This is a genomic window from Pseudonocardia benzenivorans CB1190 (assembly GCF_000196675.2).
GTDB classification, from domain to species: Bacteria; Actinomycetota; Actinomycetes; order Mycobacteriales; family Pseudonocardiaceae; genus Pseudonocardia; species Pseudonocardia benzenivorans.
The window spans coordinates 201,512-224,728 of record NC_015312.1 but is presented as its reverse complement, the minus strand read 5'-3'; the positions used below and the strand labels follow the sequence as shown (position 1 = coordinate 224,728).

Sequence of the window (23,217 nt, the reverse complement as noted above, 5' to 3'; positions counted from 1 at the left end):
CATCCAGCGTTCAGTGGCCGGGATCGAGTCGGGTCACCGAGACCAGGGCCAGGCCCAGGTCGTGGACGCGGCGCAGCAGCCCGTGCAGTGCCGCCTGGTCGACGAGCGGTCCGCGCAGCGTCGTCGTGCCGTCGCCGTCGGTCGTGACCGTCATCCCGTCGAACCAGCCGGCCCAGCGCTCGTCGAGGCGCCCGTCGAGCCGGACCTCGTAGCAGCACGGATACGTCGTCATCCGGGTCTCCCGCCCGTGTCGGCCGGGACCGTTCCCGACCGTGCACAGGACCGTAGGAGCCGTAATGGTGAGTCCGGCTCACCACACGTTGTGAGCCGGTTGGTGAGTTCGGCGCGCGGGTTGTGCGGTCGCCGCGCCGGCTGCTGGACGCGCGCCGTCCGCAGGATCCGCGCGATGCCGGGAGAAACGCGCGGCGCCGCGGCCGTCAGCGCTCGCCCGCGCGCCCCAGCAGGCCGAGCTCGTCGCCGCGGCGGACCGCCGCGCGGCGGTTGTTCACGCCGAGCTTGGCGTAGATGTTCTTCGTGTGGGTCCGGACGGTGTTGACGGACACGAACAGCCGGCGCGCGATGTCCGGGCCGTCCAGGTCGGTGTCCAGCAGCCTCAGGACGTCCAGCTCGCGGGCGGTGAGCGCGTCGACCGGGCCGCCCGGGACGTCGGCCGTGGGCCGCCGGACCTGGGCGGCGAGCACGCCGCCCGGGGTCGCGACCGTCGCCAGCAGGGCGGCGAGCGACCGGCGCTCGTCGAGGAACACCTGCACGTAGCCCGCCGGCTCGCCGAGGTCGACGGCGCGGCGCAAGGCGGCGGCCGCGGCCCCGGTGTCGCCGCGCGCCTGCTCGGCGACGGCCCGCACGACCAGCAGCTCGATCAGGCTGCCGGTCCGCCCGCCCGCCTCCGCCGCGGCCGTCAGCCGGTCGAGCAGCGACACGGCGTCGAGAAGGGCCTGCTGCTCGCCGGTGGCGGCGTGCCGGGCAACCAGTGCGCGGGCCAGGCACAGGTGCGCGAACTCGTGGAGGTAGTCGGGCTCGTCGGCGGGCGACAGCCCGCGCTCGCGCGCCCAGCCGAGGGCTTCGCCCCACCGGCCCTGCCGGGCGAGCAGCCGGGCGCGGAGCGCGGCGACCGGCCGCACCTCGGGGAAGTAGTCGGCGACGTAGCGGCGCTCGGCCTCCGCGAGCAGGGCGAGCGCTCCGTCGACGTCGCCGTCGGCCTCGTGCACCCGGGCCAGCTCGACGCACCGGCGGTACGGGAACTGCGGCAGCCCGCCGGCCTCCCCCAGCTCGTCCGCGGCCGCGAGATGCCGCCGCGCGGCCGCGGCGTCGCCGCGTTCCAGCAGCACGCCGGCCATGCCGACGTGCAGGTCTGCCGCTCCCCGCAGCGGTGTCCCGGTTCCCGGATCGACGATCCGCAGGGCCCGGTCGTACGCGGCCATCGCCTGGCCCGGGCGGCCCTGCGCCGAGCGGATGTCGGCCGTTGCGAGAGCTGCACCCGTCACGTCGGACCTGAATCCCGCGCTCTCCAGCGCGGCGGCCGCCTCGGTCCACCAGCGCAGTCCCGCGTCAAGATCGCCGGTGGTCCAGTGGGCCAGGCCGAGCAGGCCGGCGACCGCGCCGCGCCCCTGGTGGTCCTCGGGACGCAGGAGGTCGAGAGCGGTCCGGGCGTGGGCGATCGCGCCCGGCACGTCGCCGGACAGCAGCAAGCGCCCGGTGCGGTAGACGGCGATCGCGGCGGGCAGCCTGCGGAAGGCCTCCTCGTCGACGACGACCGTCCCCGGAGCCGGGGCGTCGTCCGCGGTGAGCAGGCGCTCCACGTCGCGCAGCCGCTCGTCGACCTCTGCGGCGTCCCCGCTGACCATGAGCGCGGCCACGTACCCGACGGAGAGCACCGGCCGGGCGCGGACGACCTCGTCGGGCAGCGCCTCGAGCCAGCGCCGCATCGTCGCCTCCTGCCGGTGCTGCTGCAGGGCGGGCAGGGCCGGTTCGATCAGGTCGGCGGCGCGGTCGTGGTCCCCCGCGGCGAGGGCGTGCGCGACCGCCTCGGCCAGGTCGCCCTCGCGCTCGTGCCAGGCGCAGGCCCGCCGGTGCAGGTCGGCGACGGCGCCGGGCTGCTCGTCGAGCAGATGGACCTGCAGGACGTCGGCGAACAGGTGGTGGTACCGGTACCAGCGACGACGGGTGTCGAGCGGGACGACGAAGAGGTTGCCGCGGTCGAGCGCGTCGAGCACGGCGGCGCCGTCGTCGCGGCCGGTGACTGCGTCGCACAGCGGGCCGGTCAACCTGCCCAGCACCGACGTCTGCAACAGGAACGAGCGGACGGGCTCCGGCTGGCGCTGCAGGACCTCCTCGACGAGGTAGTCGACGATGTAGCGGTCGTCCCCGGCGAAGTTCGCGATGAAGCCGGCGACGTCGTCGCGGTCCTGCATCGACAACGCCGCGAGCTGCAGGGCGGCGATCCAGCCCTCCGTCCTGGCCTCGAGTGCCGCGACGTCGTCGCCGGTGAGGTCGAGGCCCATGACCTCGCCGAGGTAGGTCGCCGCCTCCTCGTCGGTGAACCGGAGGTCCGCGGCGCGCAGCTCGACGAGCTCCCCGCGCCCGCGCATCCGCGCCAGCGGGAGGACGGGGTCGGTCCGCGTCGCGATGACGAGCCTGACCTGTGCGGGCAGGTGCTCGACCAGGAGCTGCACGCCGTCACGGACCTCGGACGAGTCGACGACGTGGTAGTCGTCGAGCACCAGGACGAGCTCGCCGGGGAGCGCCGCGAGCTCGTTGACCAGCCGCGTCGGCACGGCGTCGACGGACGACCCGACGTCGGCCCCGATGGCGTCCGACACGGTCCGCAGCGCCGCGAGGACGTATGTCCAGAACACGGCCGGGTCGTTGTCCCCCTCGTCGAGCGAGAGCCATGCGACCGCGCCCGCCCCGGTGCTGCCGGAGTCGAGCCACTCGGTCAGGACGGTCGTCTTGCCGAACCCGGCAGGCGCCGAGACCAGCGTCAACGCGGCGCCGTCGGCGCGGCTCAGCCGCTCACTGAGCCGCGGCCGCGGCACCAGGGCGCGGCGTCGCTTGGGGACGTGGAGCTTGGTCGCGAGCAGCGGCTGCACCACGAGCACCTCCGTCGCGACGCCGGGACCGCCTCGCACGCATGGTCTCAACCCGGCCGGACGGTGTCGACGACCCGGCGTGCCGGCGGCGTCGGGCGATCCGGTGCGGCGGGCGACGGCGTCGTCGGCCATCGCATCAGACCCGTACCGAGGAACTCACTTGCCATGGCAGTGGAGTTTGCGCTACAAAGTTGCCACTGGTTCAAACTGGTTTGGGGGAACGCGCCATGGCAGAGCGCGGCACGACCGGGCGCGAGCAGGGCACGGACGGGGACGTGACCCCCTCCGCCGCCGACGCGCTGGCGATCATCCAGCAGGCGCAGTCGCACGCGGCGTCGCGGCTCACACCCAGCATCGGCGTCTTCTACACGATCTGGGGCGTCGTCTGGGTGGTGATCGGCCTCGTGTGGTTCCTGGCCGGGATCGACGTCGTGAGCCCCGCCGCCTCCGGCTGGGGAACGGGCGTGGCGGTCGTGGCCGCTTCCGTCCTGAGCGCGGTCATCGGCATCCGGACCGGGCGCGGGATCAGCGGACCGTCGACCCGGCAGGGCCTCTGGTACGGCCTGAGCTGGCCGATCTCGATGGTGCTGCTCGGCGTGCTCGTCGGCGCCCTCGGCTCGACGGGCGTCCCCGGCGACACGATGGCCGTCGTCGGCCCCGCGCTTTACGTGTTCCTGGCCGGTGCGCTCTACATGCTGTCGGGCGCGATCTGGACGAGCCGGGTCGACTACGTGCTCGGCATCTGGATCATGGTCGTCGCGGTGGTGTCGATGCTCGTCGGGCTGCCGGCGAGCCCGCTGGTCATCGGGCTCGGCGGCGGCGGGGCGCTGCTGTTCGCCGGGGTCCGGGCGCTGGCCCGCCGGAGTGCCCGGTGACCGCGATGCCCGAGCTCGACCCGGTGATCCACGCGCAGGCACGGCTGCGGGTGACGGCGAGCCTCGCCTCCCTGTGCGCCGGCGACAAGATCACGTTCCCCCGGTTGCAGGAGCTGCTCGACATGACCGCGGGCAACCTCTCGACGCACCTGCGCAAGCTCGAGGACGCGGGCTACGTCGAGATCACCAAGGCCCATCAGCGGCGCACGCCCGTGACGTACGTGGAGCTCACGCACCGGGGCAGGCGCGCCTTCGAGGACTACACCGCGGCGCTGCGCGCGCTGCTCGACCCCGCCACCGCGGCCGCCGTCGCGCCGCGCGAGGCCGACGACCCGGACAGGAGCACGGCGCCATGACCACCGACACCGCGCAGCGGACCCCCTCCGACGTGGGCGAGCAGTTGGTCCGCCCCGTCGCCACGGCCCGCGGCGTCATCCGCCGCTTCGGTTCGACGGTGGCGTTGAACGGCGTCGACCTCGACGTCGTGCGGGGCACGATCACCGGCCTGCTCGGTCCCAACGGCGCGGGCAAGTCGACGCTGCTGAGCCTGCTCACCGGGCTGCGCAGGCCCGACTCCGGCCGCGTCGAGCTCTTCGGCGGCGACCCGACCGACCCCGGCCGCCGGCAGCGCCTCGGCGTCACCCCGCAGGAGACCGGGCTGCCGGCCACGTTGCGGGTGGGCGAGGTGCTGTCCTTCGTCTCGCGGCACTACCCGCAGCCGCTGCCCGCCGGTGAGGTGCTGGAGCGGTTCGGGCTCACGGGGCTGGAGCGACGCCAGTGCGGCGGGTTGTCGGGCGGGCAGAAGCGCCGGCTCGCGGTGGCACTGGCGTTCGCGGGCGACCCGGCGCTCGTCGTGCTCGACGAGCCGACCACGGGGCTCGACGTCGAGGCCCGCCGCGCGCTGTGGGACGGCGTGCGCGCCTACCACGACGGGGGCGGCACCGTGCTGCTGACCAGCCACTACCTCGACGAGATCGAGGAGCTCGCACAGCGCGTCGTCGTCATCGGGGCGGGCCGGGTGCTCGCCGAGGGCGACACGGCGTCGGTGCGGCGACTCGTCGGGCTCTCGCTCGTCGAGCTGCGGTCGGACGCGCTGCCGCCGCTGCCGGGCGTCGTCCGCGACGACGTCGACGGCGACCGGCACCGCCTGCACACCGCCGACGCCGATCTGCTCGTGCGCGACCTCGTGCGCAGCGGGGCGGCGTTCCGCGACCTGCAGGTCCGCACGGCATCCCTGGAAGAGGCGTTCCTGACGCTCACGGAGGCGGCGGCATGACGACCCTCGCACTGACCCGGACGCACTTCCGCTACCTGCTCCTGGAGAACCTCCGGGTGCCGATCGCCGTCGGCTCGGCCGCGATCTTCCCGGCGCTCTCGCTGCTGTTCTTCGTCGTCCCGTTCGGCTACGGCGACGACAGCGTGGCCGCCACGTCGGCGGTCGTGCAGCTCGCGGTGTTCGGCGTGCTGTCGAGCTTCCTGTTCACCTTCGGCGTCGGGGTGGCCGACGACCGCGAGCACGCCTGGGACCCCTACGTCCGGACGCTGCCCGCGGCCGCGACGCCGCGGATCGCCGGCAGGCTGCTCACCGGCTTCGTGTTCGCGCTCATCGCGATCGTGCCGGTGACGGTCGTCGGCGCGGCCCTGACCTCGGCGACGACGACCCCCCTGCGCTTTCTCGCCGGGCTGGTCGCGATGCTGGTCGCGGGCCTGCCGTTCCTGCTGGGCGGGCTGACCGTCGGCTACTCGCTGCCGGTGAAGGCGGCGCTGCCCGTCACGCAGCTGATCTTCTTCCCGCTGGCGTTCGGCGGCGGGCTGTTCCTGCCGCCGCAGCTGTTCCCGGTCTGGCTGCAGACGGTCTCGCAGCTGCTGCCCTCGCGCGGGGCCCGCGACATCGTCGTCTGGGCGGTGCAGGGCATAGCGCCGAGCGTGCTGACCGTCGTCGCGTTCGCCGGTTGGGTCGTCGTCACGGCCGCGCTGGCGGGCTGGGCCTACCGTCGCGACGAGGGCAGGCGCTTCCGCTGATCCCCCAGCCCACTCACGGGAACTCGGTCAGAACCAGTGCCCCGCGAGGCGGTACCGGCGTCGGACGGTCACCGACCCCATCGTCGTGCGGCCGTAGATCCGGAAGTGGGTCGCGCCGGGCCGCGGCGTCGCGGGCACCTTCGACTTGACGCTCCCCATCCCGGAGACGAGGCCGTCGACGTCGGCGGTCGCATTGTCCGGCAGCAGGACCCGGGCCGATCCGGCACCCAGCTCGAACTCGATCTCGACGACGGGGTGCCGGATCTCGGCCTCGCAGAAGTCGAGGACGACCGAGCCCATCCCGCTCTGCACCCGCAGCCGCGCCGGGACCTGCCAGGATCCGCTGCGCCGCAACGACCCCATCCCCGTCCGCAGGACGACGGGCGGGCCCGCGGGCGTCGAGGGCGGTGGGGCGGGGACGGTGACGTCGAGCGGGTCGCCCGGGAGGTCGGCCAGCGGCGGGACGAGCTCGGAGCCGTAGCGGGCCGCGTAGACGACCGCCAGCCGCTCCTCCAGCTCGGCGACGGTGATGCGGCCCTCGGTGAGCGCGGTGTGCAGCCGCTGGGCAGCACGCTCGCGGTCGGCGTCGGAGATGCGAATCCCCGGCGGCTCACCGGGCGACGACGGCTGCAGGCTCACCACAGCAAGCCTAGTCGCGACTGCGCCGCACGTCAGAGGCGGAACACCCAGGCGTCGTCGACAGGTGTCCCGGTGACGCCCGTCGCGGCGGCCGTCCATGCCAGCACCGCCGGGGTGTCGCGGTCGGGCTCCGGGACGACGACCACGACGGTCACGCCCGCCGCGCGCAACGACTCGGCCGCGGCGCTCGCCGGGACCGAGACCGGCCGGCGCGCCGCGATGTCGTCGACCCCGCGCTGGTAGGGCGTGACGGGTGCCTCGATGAGCACGTCGTTCGCCGCGTCGGAGCCGATGAAGTAGCCCCCGACGATCTTGTAGCCCATGTCGGCCTGCGCCTGCCAGCGCATCGGCCGGGCCCCGCCGTCCCACACGCTGGTCACCGCCGGCACGGTCTCGACGACGTCGCCCGGCCGCAGGTGCTGCGCCGCATGGGCGAAGAACGTCGGGGTCGCCGCCTCGCGGGCCGCGTACGCCCCCGCGGGCAGCAGGGTGAGCAGGGCGAACGCCGTCGCCAGGGACGCGGCACCGACCCCGGCGAGACGGCGGATCGAGGTGAGCCGGTCGAGCCAGATGCCGACGACCATCGCGACGCACATGAGCGTGACCGCCTGCAGCCGGACCGGTTCCGCCTCGCCGAGCAGCGGCACCGGCGACAGCACCGTCCACGGCAGCGGGAAGCCCGTCTCGTGGTCGGCGACCACCAGCGACGGCCCCAACGAGAGCACCAGCGACACGAGCCCGACGGTCGCCGCGATCCGCAACGGCGTCGACCGCACGACGACGACCAGGACCGCCACCAGCACGATCATCGCCGGCCCGAGGTAGCCGCCCTGCTCGCCGACGTTGGCGCGCATGGTGTCCGCGATACCGTGGGGGACCAGGCGCAGGGCGGTGAGCGGCGTCGGCACGACGACGTTGGCGAGGTCGGTGACGCCGTAGAGCGGATCGCGGATCGTCGAGCGCGGCCGTTGCGGGCCGGCGAGGATCAGCCACAGCGGGTACGCGCACACCACCGCGTACACGCCGACGCACGCCGCGCCCGCCCGGACCAGCCCGGGGAGTGCCGGCCGCACCCGCGCCGGGAACCGGATCGCCAGCACGACCGCCGTGACGACGAGCATCAGCACCCCGAGCGCGAGCGTCTGCGTGTAGAGCAGGGTCTGCGCGGCGAGCACCAGCCCGACCAGGGCGCCCGTGCGGTAGGGACGACGCGGGCCGCGGACGAACAGCACGTGCACGAGGCGGAGCAGGACCGGCGGGAACACCGACCACACCAGGTTCAGGTGCCCGGCCGACGCGTGCGCCACCAGGAACGGCCCGAACGCGTACATGGCCCCGGCCACCGCCCGCGCGGGCCACCGGCGCACCCACGGGCCCAGGGCCCAGGCGAGCGCCACCCCGGACACGACAGGGCCGAGGATCATGCCGGCGTTGTACGACGCGACCGGCCCCGCTGTGAGCGTGACCGGCGCGAGGAGCACGCCGAGCAGCGGGACCGTCGTGTTCCACATGCCGTTGACGCCGAGCGGGTAGTGCATCCAGTTGGTGACCAGCGGGTTCTGGCCGTGCAGGACCGCCCACGGGGTCCAGGTGAGCCACCACGCGAAGAGGTCGGGGTCGCCGGTGACGTCGCCGATCGTCGACGTCGTGAAGGCGCCGAGGACGCGGTGCTGCAGACCGAGCGAGACCGCGAGGTAGGCCAGCCCGACCAGCAGCAGCGGCGGCAGGCGCACCCTGGCGACCTGCCGCGGACGGTCCGCGACCGGCGCGGCGGCCGTCGACACGTCGAGCACGCCGACCACCCTGACACACGGCGCGGGTGGCCCCGGCAGTCCCGGGCTCCCCAGGGTGCAGGAACGGCACTTTCCCGCAACTGGGCTGCGGGAAAGTGCCGTTCCTGCGGGGGAGGGGCTCGCACCGAGCAGGCCCACGCCGGTCGGACCGGCGACCCGCGTAGCCTGGCCGCGATGTCGAGCCTGCCCGCTCCCGTCGGGGAGCCCCGCCGCCTGCACGGATGGGGTCGCACGGCGCCCTCGGTCGCCGAGGTCGTGACGCCGCGCGATCCCGAGGAGGTCGCCACCGCGATCCGCGGCGCCGGCCCGCGCGGCGTCATCGCCCGCGGCCTCGGGCGCTCCTACGGCGACCCGGCACAGAACGGCGGCGGGCGCGTCGTCGAGATGACTGGCCTGTCGCGCATCCACTCGATCGACGCGGAGTCCGGCCTGGTCGACGTCGACGCCGGCGTCAGCCTCGACACCCTGATGCGCGCGGCGCTGCCGTTCGGGCTGTGGCTCCCCGTGCTGCCCGGCACCCGGCAGGTGACGATCGGCGGCGCGATCGGCGCGGACATCCACGGCAAGGCACACCACGTCGTGGGCAGCTTCGGCAACCACGTCGAGTCGATGGTGCTGGTCACCGCCGACGGCGCGGTCCGCGAGCTGACACCCGACGGCGAGGGCTCCGAGCTGTTCTGGGCGACCGTCGGCGGCATGGGTCTCACCGGCATCGTCGTGCGGGCGCGGCTGCGGCTGCACCACGTCGAGACGGCGTACTTCCTCGTCGACACCGACCAGATCGACAACCTCGACGACCTCATGGACCGCCAGACCCGCGACGACGAGAAGTACGCGGAGTCGGTGTCCTGGTTCGACGCGGTGACGACGGGGCCGCACTTCGGCCGCGGCATCCTCACCCGCGCCAACCACGCGCGCCTCGACGACCTGCCGGAGAAGCTGCGCGCCCAGCCGCTGAAGTTCGACGCGCCGCAGCTGCTCACCGTGCCCGACGTGTTCCCGCCCGGGATGCTCAACAAGCTGACCGGGAAGATCTTCAGCGAGCTCTGGTACCGGAAGTCGCCGACGAAGCACGGCGCCGTCCAGAACATCACGCAGTTCCTGCACCCGCTCGACATCATCGGCGAGTGGAACCGTGGCTACGGGCCCAACGGGTTCCTGCAGTACCAGTTCGTCGTCCCGCCGGACCGCGGCGACGTGATCAGGACGGTGCTGGAGCGGATCACCGCGGCGGGCAAGGTCTCGGCGTTGAACGTCCTCAAGCGGTTCGGCGAGGGCAACCGGGCACCGCTGTCGTTCCCGAGGCCGGGCTGGACGTTGTGCGTCGACATCCCGATCGGCCGCGGGCTCGGCGAGCTGTGCGACGAGCTCGACACCATCGTGCTCGACGCGGGCGGGCGGCACTACCTGGCCAAGGAGTCGCGCACCTCCGCGGAGGCGATCCGCCGGGGCTACCCGCGACTGGACGAGTGGCGCAAGGTCCGCGCCGCCGTCGACCCCGAGGGCGTCTTCGCGTCCGACATGTCACGACGACTGGAGCTCGTGTAACCGATGATCGACGCCGTGGGCAACCCGCAGAGCATCCTGCTGCTCGGCGGCACCTCCGAGATCGGCCTCGCCGTCGTCGAGGCGTTCGCCTCCGACCGGCCGATGCGAGTGGTGCTCGCCGCGCGCCCCTCCCCCCGTCTCGACGAGGCCCGCGCCCGGCTCGAGGGCCGCGGCTGCGCCGTCGAGACCGTCGAGTTCGACGCCACCGACCTCGGCTCGCACGCCGACGTCGTGCAGAAGGCGTTCGCCGGTGGTGACGTCGACGTCGCCGTAGTCGCGTTCGGGCTGCTGGGCGACAACGAGCAGGCCTGGACCGACGCCGCGCACGCCGTCGAGCTCGCGCAGGTCAACTACACGGCGGCGGTCTCGGTCGGGGTGCTGGTCGCGGACAGGCTCAAGGAGCAGGGCCACGGCGCGCTGGTCGCCCTGTCGTCGGTCGCGGGCGAGCGTGCGCGTCGCTCGAACTTCGTCTACGGCTCCACGAAGGCGGGTCTCGACGCGTTCTACTCCGGTCTCACCGAGGCGCTGCGCCCGCACGGCGTGGTCGTCACCGTCGTCCGGCCGGGGTTCGTGCACACGAAGATGACCGAGGGCCTGCAGGCCGCCCCGCTCTCGACGACGCCCGAGGCCGTCGCGGCGATCGTCGCCGACGCGGTGCGCACCCGCAAGGAGCTGGTGTGGGCGCCCGCGCCGCTGCGGTTCGTCATGAGCATCCTGCGGCACGTGCCGCGGCCGATCTTCCGCCGCCTGCCGCTCTGAGGTCGTGGGCGCCGATGGTCGTCGTGGCGACCATCGGCGCTCACAGGGTGGTCACGCGGGCCGCCAGCCTCGTCGGCAGCAGCGCCCGCAGCGCCGGGGCCTCCTGCGGCCGCACCGCGATCCACACGTCCGTGCGGGCCCGCAGGATCCTCGCGGCCACCGTCGCCCAGTCCTGCATCGCCCGGCCGTGCAGGGTGATCTCGGAGGCGAGCGCGTTGCCCTCGGCCGTCCAGGTGCCGGTCAGCGCGAAGTACCACTGCGCGGCCATCATCGGGTCGACCGGGTAGCCGTCGGTGACGTCGAGGTAGACGACGATTCCGGGCAGGTCGGGCGCGCCGCCGCCGACCCGCTCGGCGAGGTCGGCCGTCGTCGGCGGGGAGTCGATGAGCCGGTACTCCATCTCGCGGCTGACGAGCCCGGCGGGTGCCGCCGTCTCGAGGCCCGCCGTCGGTCCGGGCGGGATCTGCGCGAACGTCCAGCCGAACGCCTGCGTCGCCGCGGCCGCCACGACCAGCGACAGCAGCGCCGCGGGCGCGACGAGCCAGCGGCGGCGGGTGACCCGGCGGCCGAGGTGCGCGCCCAGCACCGCGAGCAGGCACAGCGCGACGATCTCCACCGCCGTCATGAACTTGTAGCCGTAGTAGCTGACCGAGCCCGTGGCCGCCACCTGCATGACCACGAGGACGACGCTGCAGAGCACCCCCGCGACGGGCACCGCCACGAGCGCGACGAGCCGCGGTCGCTCGGGACGCCTCGTCCACCAGCGCATCCCGATCGGCACGACGATCGCCGCGGCCGCCGCACCGATCGCCAGTCCCAGGTTCGGCTGGCTGAGCCCGCCGGTGAGGACGAGCGGGTTCGGCACGCCGACCGTCGCGAGCACGACGACCGTGCGGGCCAGGCACGCGCCCGCCGCCACGAGCACGACGACGCACGCGAGCAACCGGACCGGCCGCGTCCGCCACCGGCCGCGCCGCAACGGGAGCAGGGCCGCGATGGCCGCGGGCGCGGCGAGCACACCGAGGAGCGCCCAGCCCTGCGCGACACCGACGACCGCCCCCGCCAGTGCCAGCAGGTGCAGCGGCGAGAGCACCCGCGCGGCAGGCACGACGACCAGCGCGATCGCCACGACCAGCGCGCAGGCCAGCACGTAGTTGCCGAAACCGTCGTAGAAGGCCGAGGACGCGGGCCCGAGGAGGAACACGGCGGCGACGAGCGTCGCGAGCGGCAGCGCGAGCAACGGTCGCCGCCGCAGCGACGGCAGCGCGACCAGCCCGGCGACGAGCATCGCCGTCGCGGCGACGACGAGCAGCGCCGCCCCGCGCGTGTAGCTGAGCAGCTCACCGCCGACGGACGCGACCTGCGGACCGTCGAAGACCTCGACGAGCGCCGCGACCAGCGTGTGGAAGCCCTGCGGATAGCTCGCGAACTGCCACGGCCCGCCCGTCGCGGGGGGCGGGAGGACGTCGGCGGTCACGCCCGTCGTGCGGATCATGTGGAACATGCCGAAGTGGGCCGAGTTGTCCCAGCTCAGCATGAGCATGCCGAGCGACTGGACCGGCGTCTTGACGGTCAGCCACGGCGCGAGGAGGACCGCACCGGCCCCGACGACCAGCACCGGGTAGGCGTCGACCACGCGGAAGCGCGGGACCAGCGCCCGCAGCCGCCGCGCCGGCTGCGGGGCGGCGGCGACCCACGCGGCGAGCAGCGCGGCCGTCGCGGCGAGGGCGACGGTCATCCGGCCCAGGCCGGCGAACGGCATCGGCGCCCACCACAGCACCGGCAGCCAGCCGACGAGGACGCAGCCGACGAGCAGCACCCGGCGCGAGAACTCACGCGAGGTCGGGATCAGCAGCACCAGCACGACCGTCAGCAGCAGGCCCGGGCCGCCGATCAGCAGCCCCGTCGCACGCGCGCCGAGGACGACACCGCCTGCGGCGAGCCCGACGAGCACGGCGCGGACCCACCGCCTGCGCCGGACCGCGGCACCGTCCGGTGCCGCCGTCCCCGGCCCGACGGTCGCGCCCGCCCCGGTCACCGTCGCCACGACGGGCACTCCATCCGATCAACGCGGGAACGGCCCCGGATCGGGGCCCACCCCCATGCTATTGCCGAGGTCGGGTCCGCGAGCGTCCGAACGGTCGCGTGTCGGAGGGCCCGTCCGACTCACCAGCCGTCGACGTGGAGGACGGTGTCGAGCGGTTCGCGGTGGGCGGGCTTGAAGTCGGTGCCCTTCGTCCAGGCGACGGGCAGCAGGACGCCCTGCCGGACGTTCGGCGGGATGCCCAGGATCTCGGCGACCTCCTTCTCGTAGCTGAGGTGCAGCGTCGTCCAGGCGCTGCCGAGGCCGCGGGCGCGCAGGGCGAGCTGCAGGCTCCACGCCGCGGGGAGCAGCGATCCCCACAGACCGGCCTGGTTGCCCGCGGGGAGCTCGGCTCCGGCGTGGATGGCGCCGATGACCAGCACCGGGACCTCGGCCATGTGGTCGGCGAGGAAGTCGGCGCTGGTGCTGACCCGGGCCTGGGTGGCCTGGCGCTCGGCGCTCTGCGACGGGTCGCCCGAGCCCGCGTACGTGGCGCTGTCGCGGTAGGCGCGATAGGAGCGCGCGTAGAGGTCGGCGACGGACCTGCGCAGATCGGGGTCGGTCACGACGATCCAGTGCCAGCCCTGCCGGTTGCTGCCGGTCGGCGCCTGCATGGCGATCTCGAGGCACTCCCGGACGATCTCCAGCGGCACCGGACGTTCGAGGTCGAGACGCTTGCGGACGGACCGGGTCGTCGTCAGCAGCTGGTCGGGGTCGAGGGGCAGCAGTTCGGTCATGCCCCCGATCATCACCCGGGAACCTCCACGACGAACACCGCGGCCTCGCCCGACCCGGGCCCGAGCACCAGCCGGCCCGCCGACAACTGGGACGAGGTGGACAGCAGCCGCACGTCCAGCCAGGCCGGCACCCGGCCGTAGGGCGGACGCGACAGGCCGTCGCTGCCCTGGCGCAGGATCGTCAGGCCGCCGCTCTCCAGCAGCTCTGCCCAACGCCCGTGGTCCCGGTCGCCGAGCACCCGCTCGACGCCACGCAGCACCGGCCCGCGTCCCCCGGCGTCGGGCGCCTGCACGAGGACGCGACCACCGGGCCGCAGCACCCGCTTCCACAGGTCGATCGCGGCGAGGACTCCCGCGTCGTCGAGTGCGTCGAGGCCCTCGACGGCGACGACCGCGTGGAAGCCGGCGTCGGGGAGGTCGTCGGGGTCGCCGACGACGGGGCAGCCCGGTGCCTCCTCGCGGACCCGCTGCACAACGGTGGCGTCGGCGACGTACCCGCTTGCCGGGCCCTCCCGCGAGAGCAGGCGCAGCCGCCTGCCGTCGGTACAGAGGTGGTCGAGATAGGGGCCGGGGCCGAGGTGGTGCCGGGCGACCCGCACGTGCCACTCGGTCACGCGCTCGGCGCGGGCCGTCGAGGTCGGCGCACCGGGAGGGGGCTGGTCGTCGCTCATCGTGGTCAGCACACCATCGGCGAGCCGGCGGGTGCGAGCGGGCCCCTGTGGTCAGACGCCCGTCGCGGGCCTGCGGGCGTGTCTCCCGCCGGCGACCGGAGCCCCCGTGGTGACGAGCGCGGACGGCACTCCCAGCGCCGCCGCGTGCCGGGGCCTGCGCTGACGGGGCGGCCCGTAGGACACGGTCGGACCCGCGGCCACGGGGTGTGTGCCGAGCGGCGGCCGGCGGTCGCGCGACGGACCGCCACCCGGCGACGTGTGCAGTGTCGCGCGTCCGGCCCGGTTGTGCCGGATGGCGAGTCGCGCCGGCAGCGCCCGCATCCACCGGCTGCCCGGCTCCTCGACCCACCGGTGCAGCGCCCAGGCCGTCGGTCCCGTCAGGGCCAGAACCGCCAGCCCGACGAGGTGCGCGGCGACGGTGGGCTGCCACAGCGCGGACACGTACGCCATGGCCAGCCAGTAGACCTCGAAGATCGGGATGTGGACGAGGTAGAGGCTGTAGGACGCCCGGCCCCCCGCGACGAACGCCCGCGAGGACAGCAGCCGCGCCACGCCGCCGTCGGCCAGCGCGAGCGCACCGATCAGCACGGGGAACAACACGATGACGACCCCGCCGCGCCCCGGCGCGACCCGCTCACCCACCCACAGCCCGGCCACGATCGCCACGACGCCTCCGTTCGCGACGTGCGAGGCGACCCGGCGGGCGCGCGGGGTGACCCGGATGCGGCGCACGATCACGCAGACCAGCACCCCGGCACCGAACCCGCACAGGATCCGGGTGACCCAGCTCCACGGGTAGTACGGGCTGCCGAGCGCGAGGTAGGCCCAGGCCATCGGAGCCATGAGCGCGAGCGCGACCACGGCGAGAACCGGGACGGGCAGCCGGCGGATGCGGTGGACCATCGGTGCGGCGAGCGGGAACAGCAGGTAGGCGAGCCACTCAGCACTGATCGACCACGTCGACCCGACCCACGACGCGCCGTCGAAGAAGCTGTGGTCCCACAGCTGGACCATGAACAGCTGGCGGACCCACTCCCCGACGCTGACGACCGGCTGCACCGACTGGAAGGCGACCACCCCGTCGTGGCCGAACAGGTACCGCGCGAGCACCCAGACGCCGAACAGGTTGAACACGACGACGTAGGCGGGCCACAGCCGCGCCGCCCGCGCCCACACGAACCGCGCCGCGGCCCTCACGTGCACTGCCGGGCCGAGCGCGTCGAGGTAGGTGTAGGCGATCACGAACCCGCTGAGCACGAAGAACAGGTCGACGCCGAGTGCGCCCGTCGTCACGACCGGCCCGGCGACCTTCACGACGTCGGCCATCCCCGGCAGCGCCGTGAAGTGGAAGTGGAAGACGACGACCCAGACGGCGGCGACGACGCGCAGTCCGGTGAGTGCCCGCAGGTGCCCCGCGAGAGGGCGCGTGCCGCTGTCCGCGGCAGTGGTCGTCACACGAACCTGAACGAGGGTGACCGATGCCCGTAACGGGCGTCCCTCGACAGCGCCTGAATGGAGCAGCCGACTACTCACTGTCGGTGAGCGCCCAGCGGCATCCGGACGTATCCCACGATCAACTGAGAAAGGGCGTGACCGAGTGCAACGTACGATTACTCAGCGTCACTCGGCGTGTCACGTCCGGTTGCCGACCCGGCCCGGCCGGCCCCGGCGCTAGCCTGCCCGGGTGGTGTCACCGGCCGACGCTCGCGAGGCCGTCGACCCGACGCCTCCGGAACCCGCCTCCGCCCGGCCCCGGCGTGCCCCGGGGCCGGCCGACTGGGCGTTCGTCCTCGGCCTGGTGACGATCCTCGCGGTGCTGGCCTTCCCGTTCGCGCCGGTCACCCAGATCCAGGCCCGGTACACGTGGGACGCCGACACCGGACCGGCCGCCGCGATCCCGCTGATGCCCTACCAGCCGATCTCGCTCACCGCGACCATAGGCTGCGACGCCGTCCGGGCCGCCGCGCCCGGCACGACCCTGTTCTCCACCGTCCCGGCCGACCCGGACCCGCAGGCCGTCCCGCTGCAGGGTCTCGACCTCGTCGCCGCCCCCGGCCCGGGCCTGCTCGTCCGCAGCGCGGGCGTCGACCTGGGCACCACGCCGGTCGGCAGCGGCCCCTGCACCTTCTCGGTCGGCTCCGGCCCGGCCCGTACCCAGGTCCTGCGCGACGGCACCCCGGTCCTGGCCGTCGACGGCGACGTGCGGCCCGCCGTCGCCGGCGCGTTCACCGATGTGCCTCCGGGACCGGGGGCGCCGACGCTCGACCTCGTCGCCGACACCCGCTTCGAGACCTCCATCGGCCCGCTCAAGGCGGCGCTGGGCACGATCGCGGTGCTCGGGCTGCTCGGCACGCTCGTCGCGCTCCGGCGCTGCGACCAGCTGGTCCTGCCACGCGTGCGGCTGTTCGCCCGGCCTCGACGCCCGCGCGCGGTGGACCCCGTCGTCGCGCTGTTGCTCGCGCTGTGGTGGTGGATCGGCCCGGTCACCGTCGACGACGGCTACATCGCCGGGATGGTCCGCAGTCCCGACGGCTTCATCGGCAACGCCTACCGCTGGCTCAATGCGCCGGAGGCCCCGTTCAGCTGGTACGACGAGCTCCTGCGCGAGTGGGCGTCCGTCTCGACGTCGATGCTGTGGCTGCGGCTGCCCTCGACGCTGCTCGGCCTCGTGGCGTGGCTGCTGCTGTCGCGCGCGGTGCTGCCCCGGCTGGGTCGGTTCGCGGCCCGCCGGTCGACGCCGTGGATCGCCGCCGCCGCGTTCGCCGCGTGGTGGCTGCCGTTCGAGCTGGGACTGCGGCCGGAACCCTGGGTGGCCGTCGGCACACTCGTCGCACTCGTCGCGGTGGAACGGGCCGTTGCCCGCCGAGCGGTGCTCCCGCTGGCCGTCGCGCTCGTCGCCGCCGGGCTGACCACGACCGTCACCCCCGGCGGGGTCATCGCCTACACCCCCGTGCTCGCCGCGGCCGTCCCGCTCGTGCGGCTGCTGCGCACCCGGCGCGACCTGCACCGGTTCCCGCTGGCCGTGGGGCTGCTCGCCGCGGCGGTCGCGCCCGCGCTGCTGACGGTCTACGACCAGAGCCTGGCCGCGATGCTCGAGTCGGTCCGGATCCGGCGCCAGATCGGCGGCGGCGTGCCGTGGTACGAGGAGTTCCAGCGCTACCAGCTGCTGCTGACGCCGGGCGACTTCCAGGGCTCGCTCGCCAAGCGGCTACCGGTGCTGCTGACGCTCGCCGCGGCCGCGGGCGTCGTCTGGACGACCCTCGGCCGGGGACGCTCCGGGATCGCCGCCGGGCCCACCCGCCGGCTGCTCGCCGGCTTCGTGCTGAGCGTCCTCGCGCTGACGACCACCCCGACCAAGTGGACCCAGCAGTTCGGGGTGCTCGCCGGCGTCGGGGCGGCGGTGCTCGTCGTCGCACTCGTGGGCTGGACCGGCGCGGCGCTGCGCGTCCGTACCCGCGGCAGGACCCTGACCGCGGTGCTCGCCGGGACGGCGGTGCTGACGGTCGTCGGCGCACTCGTGCTGTCCGGCACGGACACGTGGCCCTTCGTGTCGGGCTGGTACGTCTCGCGCTGGGACGGGCTGCGGATCCTCGGCCGGACGCCCGTCGTGCTGTGGACGGGCGTCGGCGTGCTCGTCGTCGTGGTCGTCGCCGGGTGGGCGGTGTGGCGTGCGACGGGCGACCGCGCGACCGTGCCGGCCGCGCCCCCACGCTGGGTTCCCGCCCCGGCGACGGCCGCGCTCGTGCTGGTCGGGATCGTGCTGGCGGTCCAGATGCTCGGTTTCGGGCGCACGGCACTGCGCGCCGGCTGGACCGTCGCGTCCGACGCGGCGGCGACGGTCCGCGGGCAGTCGTGCGGCCTGGAGCGCGATCTGCTCGTCGAGACCGACCCGGCGGCGGGCGTGCTGCCCGCGGTCGGTCCCTTCCGGCCGACCCTGCCGACCGTCGCCGCGGACGTCGGCGGCCGTGAGCTGCCCGGGATCGCCGTGGCGGGCGTCGGCAGCTCGGCGTGGCTGCAGCTCGACCCGGCCCAGCGGGACGGCGGCCTGCCGGTCGTCGTCACGACGACGGGATCGCTGCGGCCCGGCGACTCCCTGCTCGCGGAGTTCGCCGCGGCGCCCGACGGCCCCTCGCTCGCCGCGCTGCCCGTCCCGCTCGCCGGTGGGACGACGCCCACCGACGCCCGGCTCATGGCACCCCCGGGGGCGAGCGTCGTCAGACTCTCCGTCCATGCCCCGATCGCCGACGGCGCGGTGTCGACGGCCGTCGCGTCGATCCCCCGGGTCCCGCGGCTCACGCCGATGTCGGCCGTGCTCCCCGCGGGGACGTCGGCGATCCTGGACTGGCCCGTCGCGTTCGCGTACGGCTGCCTGACGCCCGCCCGGATCGCCGACGGGTCCGCGGGTCTGCCGCAGTGGCGCGTCGGCCCGCCCGCGGCGGACGACTCGGGCGCCGTCACCTACTCGCCCGTGCACGGTGGGCCGTTCGCGACACCGCGGCTGCTCGTCACCGAACAGCGGATGGCGATGTACGTCGTCGGGAACCCGACCCGCGACCCCAGGCAGCTCTACCACTGGCAGCCGCGGCAGCCGATGACGACCGTCACACCGGTCGTCTCGCAACGTGCCGTGTCCGGTCTGCACTCGGACGGGCGGATCCGGCTGATCGGCTGACACGGCGCACCGGCCGCACCGTCGGTGACGCGCCGTGACCGGGGGTGATGGCATCCTGGGCCGTGGGGAGGCATCCCGGCCCGACCTGCGGGGCGACGCCGTGCTCCGCCCCGGCGCTGCCGCCCGACCCGGTGTCACCCACAATGACCAGTGCACGACGCCCTGGAACGACCTCGTACCGAAGGACGATCGCCCGCATGGCAGGTTCCCCCGGCACCACCGAGCTCCCGGCCGACGAGACCGGAATCGCCCCCGCCTCCGAGGCCCGCACCGCCGGACTCGGAGATCCCGGCGCCGCCGACCGGCTGCTGATCCAACGTGGGCTGTTCGACGGTCCGTCACCGCTGGTTCCCGAGGACCTGTACTCCGTCGTCGAGGTCGGCACTGCGCGCCGCGAGCGCGGCGGTGTCGTCGTGATGCCCGACTCGCGGCTGTCGACGAACACCTACTTCGGTCGCGTGCACGCGACCTACTGGCAACGCTGGACCGACGTCACCGAGCTCGAGGTCTCGCTCGTCGTGAGCGGTACCGGGCGGGTGCGGGTCATGGCGTCGGACACCAACCGCATCCCGCGGATCGTCGCGGCGCAGGACGTCATCGAGGCCGAGGCCGTCGCCCTGCGGTTCGAGGTACGGGTCGACCGCTTCACCGACGGTGGCGGGCTCTGGCTCGAGCTGGGCACCGGCGCCGGCGAGCTTGCCGTGTCCGAGGTCCGCTGGTCGGTCGCGCGGACGGCGCGCCCGCGCCCCGCCTCCATGGTGATCTGCACCTTCAACCGCGTCGACGACTGCCTCAACACCCTCGAGGCACTCGCCAACGACCCCGAGGCGCTCGCCGCGATCCGCACGGTCTACGTCGTCGACCAGGGCAGCGACCCCGTCGAGTCCCGGCCCCGGTTCGAGACCGTCGCGGCCCGCTTCGGCGACCAGCTCGTCTACCTGCGCCAGCCGAACCTGGGCGGCGCGGGCGGGTTCACCCGCGGCCTGTTCGAGGTGGCCGGTGGGCCCGACGCCGACGCCGACACCGTGTTCATGGACGACGACGTGCTGCTCGAGCCGGAGATCCTCATCCGGCTCACGGCATTCGCCAACCGGACGCGCAACCCGATGATCGTCGGCGGCCAGATGCTCAACCTGCTGCACCCCAGCAGGCTGCACATCAGCGCGGAGTACGCGGTGCCCGAGAAGCTGCTCGCCGGGCAGCCCGTCGAGGACGGCATGCACGACGCGATGCTGCTCGGCGTCGACGAGGAGGGCCTGCCGCACGTCGTCGAGCGTCGCGTCGACACCGAGTACAACGGCTGGTGGGCGTGCCTGATCCCGGCCGAGGTGGTCCGGCGAATCGGCTACCCCCTGCCCATGTTCTTCCAGTGGGACGACGTCGAGTACGGCTACCGCGGGCGCGCCCACGGCATCGCGACGGTCTCCCTCCCCGGTGCGGCGGTGTGGCACGCCGACTTCGGGTGGAAGGACTGGGACGAGTGGCACCGGTACTTCAACATCCGCAACGCGCTGGTCACCGCGGCCCTGCACACGGGCTTCTCGACGCGCGTCGTCGGGGCGAAGCTGACCGAGATGCTCGCCCAGTACCTCGTCGGGATGCAGTACGGCCTCGCGGCCACCCTGCTGCAGGCCGTCGAGGACTTCCTGCGCGGCCCGGAGATCATGGCCGACGGGTCCGCCGCCGCGGCCGCGGAGATCCGCCGGATCCGGGCCCGCTACCCCGAGACCGTCATGCATCCGGTCGGTGAGATCGAGAAGGACTTCCGCGAGCTGCGCGTCGTGCGGCCGGCCGGCCCGCCCGGGCTGCCCCGGGCCACGTGGTTCAAGCGCGTCACCTACCTGGCGCTCGACCGGGCGAAGGACCGGACGGGGTACGTCACGGCGGGCGACGCCCACTGGTGGCACACCTCGACGTTCGCCAAGGCGTACGTCACCGACATGTCCGAGCAGGGCGTGCGCATCCGCACCCGGGACCGGGTGCTCGCGGCCCAGCTCGCCAAGCGGGCGGCCCGCACGCTGCGCCGGCTGCAGAAGGAGGCCCCCTCGGTCGTCGAGAGCTACCGGGCGGCGATGCCGGAGCTCACGAGCCGCGCCAACTGGGCCCGCCTCTACGGCGTCGACGAGAACGCCTGACCCGGCTCACCGGGGCCTACGAACGGCGCCGCCGCGCAACCCGGGTTGCGCGGCGGCGCCGTTCGTTCGTACCGGGGCTCAGCGCTCGAAGATCTGCGCCCAGCCCTCGCGGCTCGTCAGCGTCGGCTGCGCCTCCCGGTAGCGCCGCTGCAGCTCCGGCCAGCGGCGGGCGACCTCGCGCAGCTGCCGGGCCGAGCGGGTGATCTGGGCCGCGAACAGCGCACGGTCGCGGCGGCGGAAGGTGACGCCGCGGCCGTCCGGCGTCGACACCGTGGCCGAGTCGAGGTGTGCGAGCACGTACCAGTGCGCCTTGCGCGACGGCACGTTGCGCTGAGGCACGTCGTGGTGTGCGGGGTTCGGCGTCCGCAGGTTGGCCGCGACGGCCCGGCCCAGCATCTTCAACGCGCCCTTCAGGTCGCGCGGCGGATTCGGGAACATCTGCGCGGCCAGCTCGTCGAGCTCGGCGAGCGGGACCTGGGTGGCCGAGTCGAGCGGGCGCCCGTCGTCGAACTCCGCGCGCTTGGCCCGGATCTCCGGCAGCACGGTCGGCAGCGTCGGGAAGAGCACCTCCGGCCCGGCGAGGAAGTCGCGCAACGCCATGTCCTGCAACGCCATCGCCGAGTACTCCATGAGCAGCAGGTGACGCAGGCTGCGCTTGAAGGTGTCGACGAGCAGGGCCCGCGGGTTGACCGGACCGTGCAGCGCCGCGGCGACGAACCGGTTGCGGTAGTGGAAGTAGGCCTGCCAGTCGCTGGTGTCGTCCTTCTCCAGGAACGACATGTGCCAGATCGCGATCCCCGGCACGGTCGCGGTGCGGTAGCCACGGGAGCGGGCCCGCAGGCCGTACTCCGCGTCGTCCCACTTGATGAACAGCGGCAGCGGCAGCCCGAGGTCCTCGGCGACCGAGCGCGGGATCAGGCACATCCACCACGCGTTGTAGTCGACGTCGACGCGCGCGTGCATCCACGGCGACTGCCGCAACGGGCGGTCGGCCAGGTCGTGGTGCGGCTCGGTCTTCGGGGCGTTGCGCCACAGGAAGGCGTTGCGGTCGACGACCTCGCCCATCGTCGACAGCTGCGAACGGGCCTGCAGCGACAGCATCTGCCCGCCGACCAGCATCGGGTTGCGGGCGAACCGCGAGAACGCGACGGCCCGCAGCACCGAGTCGGGCTCGAGCAGGATGTCGTCGTCCATGAAGAGGATCTGCTCGCAGTCGGTCGACCCGAGCGCCTCGTACATGACGCGGGCGTAGCCGCCGGACCCGCCGAGGTTGGGCTGGTCGACGATGCGCAGCCGCCCGCCCAGGCGCGCGGCCGCCGTCTCGAAGCCGTCGGCGTCGCGGACCTTCTGCGTGCCCTGGTCGGGCAGGATCACGGCGGTGACCTCGGCGAGGACCGCCGGGTCCTCACCGATCGCGGTGAGGGTCGCGACGCAGTCGGCCGGCCGGTTGAACGTCGGCATCCCGATCGTGACCGCCGCGCGTCCGGGCGCGGGCCGGTCGGCGAACCAGCCACCCTCGACCAGGGTGAGCTCGGCCTCGTCGGTGACCAGGTCGAACCAGTACCACCCGCCGTCCTCGAACGGCCGCAGGTCGAGCGCCATGTCGAGCTCGTGACGGCCCTCGACGACCTCGCCGCCGACGTAGATGTGCGTGCCGTCGGCCTTGGTCCGGTAGACCTCCACGCGGCCGGCGCCCTCCAGCGTCAGCCGCAGGTGGACCTCGGTCAGGATCGACCACCGCCGCCAGTACCCGGCCGCGAAACCGTTGAAGTAGGCACCGAAGGACACCTCGGACCCGGCCGGGACCACCGCCGAGGTGCGGGAGACGACCCGCAGCCGGCGCTGCCCGCGGTGACCGAGCGTGAGCGAGACGGGCTGCGTCGGGTCACCGGGCTGCGGGGGCTCGGTGGCCAGGCGGACGCCCGACCCTTCGTCGACGTAGAGCGCCCGCACCCGGGTCGGGTCCGTCGGGCGCGGCAGGATGACCCGCTGGAGGAGCCCGGGCGCGTTGTCGGCCGACTCGTCGGGGACGGGTCGCGTGGTCGGGTCGGTGGCGAGCTCGGTCATCAGGGCTGGGCCTCGGTCCTCTGCTGCTCGGCGACGGCGAAGGTCCGTCGGTGGCGGATGCGCGACCGAGGGTAGCGACAGACGAGGGTCACCCGGGGCGGGGGCGCGC

At 74.2% G+C, this 23,217-nt stretch carries 17 protein-coding genes; 8 read left to right on the top strand and 9 right to left on the bottom strand.

Going from position 1 to position 23,217, the window contains the following annotated elements:
* Positions 1-10: 10 nt before the first annotated feature.
* Complete coding sequence (locus PSED_RS01055; protein ID WP_013672419.1) at positions 11-232, bottom strand: DUF8691 family protein; 222 nt, start codon at positions 230-232, stop codon at positions 11-13.
* Positions 233-437: 205 nt separating this feature from the next.
* Entirely contained in the window at positions 438-3,146 is a 2,709-nt protein-coding gene (locus tag PSED_RS01050) for a winged helix-turn-helix domain-containing protein (protein WP_202946337.1), read from the bottom strand.
* Between the two features lie 188 nt (positions 3,147-3,334).
* On the opposite strand from PSED_RS01050, the gene PSED_RS01045 reads away from it, so the two are divergent.
* Genes PSED_RS01045 through PSED_RS01030 form a run of 4 tightly spaced genes read left to right on the top strand, consistent with a single transcriptional unit; the run spans position 3,335 to position 6,004 of the window.
* Positions 3,335-3,982, top strand: coding sequence for a hypothetical protein (locus PSED_RS01045; RefSeq protein ID WP_013672417.1), 648 nt, complete (start codon positions 3,335-3,337; stop codon positions 3,980-3,982).
* A gap of 5 nt (positions 3,983-3,987) precedes the next feature.
* Positions 3,988-4,338 (top strand): transcriptional regulator, encoded by a 351-nt coding sequence (locus PSED_RS01040; RefSeq protein WP_049803582.1) that lies wholly within the window; start codon positions 3,988-3,990, stop codon positions 4,336-4,338.
* Positions 4,335-5,258 carry an ABC transporter ATP-binding protein gene (locus PSED_RS01035; protein ID WP_013672415.1) on the top strand — a complete coding sequence of 308 codons (924 nt, stop codon included), beginning with the start codon at positions 4,335-4,337 and terminating at the stop codon, positions 5,256-5,258. The genes PSED_RS01040 and PSED_RS01035 overlap by 4 nt, the downstream gene beginning before the upstream one ends.
* Positions 5,255-6,004, top strand: coding sequence for an ABC transporter permease (locus PSED_RS01030; RefSeq protein WP_013672414.1), 750 nt, complete (start codon positions 5,255-5,257; stop codon positions 6,002-6,004). The genes PSED_RS01035 and PSED_RS01030 overlap by 4 nt, the downstream gene beginning before the upstream one ends.
* Before the next feature lie 27 nt (positions 6,005-6,031).
* Here PSED_RS01030 and PSED_RS01025 read toward each other — a convergent pair whose 3' ends face one another.
* Complete coding sequence (locus PSED_RS01025) at positions 6,032-6,643, bottom strand: DUF1707 SHOCT-like domain-containing protein (protein ID WP_013672413.1); 612 nt, start codon at positions 6,641-6,643, stop codon at positions 6,032-6,034.
* A gap of 32 nt (positions 6,644-6,675) precedes the next feature.
* Positions 6,676-8,436 carry a hypothetical protein gene (locus PSED_RS01020; protein WP_013672412.1) on the bottom strand — a complete coding sequence of 587 codons (1,761 nt, stop codon included), beginning with the start codon at positions 8,434-8,436 and terminating at the stop codon, positions 6,676-6,678.
* A 174-nt stretch (positions 8,437-8,610) separates the two neighbouring features.
* On the opposite strand from PSED_RS01020, the gene dprE1 reads away from it, so the two are divergent.
* Positions 8,611-9,984 (top strand): decaprenylphosphoryl-beta-D-ribose oxidase, encoded by a 1,374-nt coding sequence (gene dprE1, locus PSED_RS01015; protein WP_013672411.1) that lies wholly within the window; start codon positions 8,611-8,613, stop codon positions 9,982-9,984.
* Positions 9,985-9,987: 3 nt separating this feature from the next.
* On the top strand, positions 9,988-10,743 hold the full coding sequence (dprE2, locus tag PSED_RS01010) for a decaprenylphospho-beta-D-erythro-pentofuranosid-2-ulose 2-reductase (RefSeq protein WP_013672410.1): 756 nt from the start codon (positions 9,988-9,990) through the stop codon (positions 10,741-10,743).
* 40 nt (positions 10,744-10,783) lie between these two features.
* Here the strand turns inward: dprE2 and PSED_RS01005 are convergent, their stop codons facing one another.
* From PSED_RS01005 to PSED_RS00990, 4 genes are all read right to left on the bottom strand, one after another.
* Positions 10,784-12,790 carry a hypothetical protein gene (locus tag PSED_RS01005; protein WP_013672409.1) on the bottom strand — a complete coding sequence of 669 codons (2,007 nt, stop codon included), beginning with the start codon at positions 12,788-12,790 and terminating at the stop codon, positions 10,784-10,786.
* A gap of 119 nt (positions 12,791-12,909) precedes the next feature.
* A complete protein-coding gene (locus tag PSED_RS01000; RefSeq protein ID WP_041760267.1) occupies positions 12,910-13,563 on the bottom strand; it encodes a nitroreductase family protein in 654 nt (217 codons plus the stop codon).
* 11 nt (positions 13,564-13,574) lie between these two features.
* A complete protein-coding gene (locus PSED_RS00995; RefSeq protein ID WP_013672407.1) occupies positions 13,575-14,234 on the bottom strand; it encodes a class I SAM-dependent methyltransferase in 660 nt (219 codons plus the stop codon).
* A 51-nt stretch (positions 14,235-14,285) separates the two neighbouring features.
* Complete coding sequence (locus PSED_RS00990) at positions 14,286-15,689, bottom strand: acyltransferase family protein (RefSeq protein WP_013672406.1); 1,404 nt, start codon at positions 15,687-15,689, stop codon at positions 14,286-14,288.
* A gap of 229 nt (positions 15,690-15,918) precedes the next feature.
* Here PSED_RS00990 and PSED_RS00985 point away from each other — a divergent pair, with 229 nt between their 5' ends.
* Entirely contained in the window at positions 15,919-18,906 is a 2,988-nt protein-coding gene (locus PSED_RS00985) for an arabinosyltransferase domain-containing protein (RefSeq protein ID WP_013672405.1), read from the top strand.
* 197 nt (positions 18,907-19,103) lie between these two features.
* Positions 19,104-21,041, top strand: coding sequence for a glycosyltransferase (locus PSED_RS00980; protein ID WP_013672404.1), 1,938 nt, complete (start codon positions 19,104-19,106; stop codon positions 21,039-21,041).
* Positions 21,042-21,119: 78 nt separating this feature from the next.
* Here PSED_RS00980 and PSED_RS00975 read toward each other — a convergent pair whose 3' ends face one another.
* Positions 21,120-23,108 (bottom strand): glycosyltransferase, encoded by a 1,989-nt coding sequence (locus PSED_RS00975; RefSeq protein WP_013672403.1) that lies wholly within the window; start codon positions 23,106-23,108, stop codon positions 21,120-21,122.
* Between the last annotated feature and the right edge of the window lie 109 nt (positions 23,109-23,217).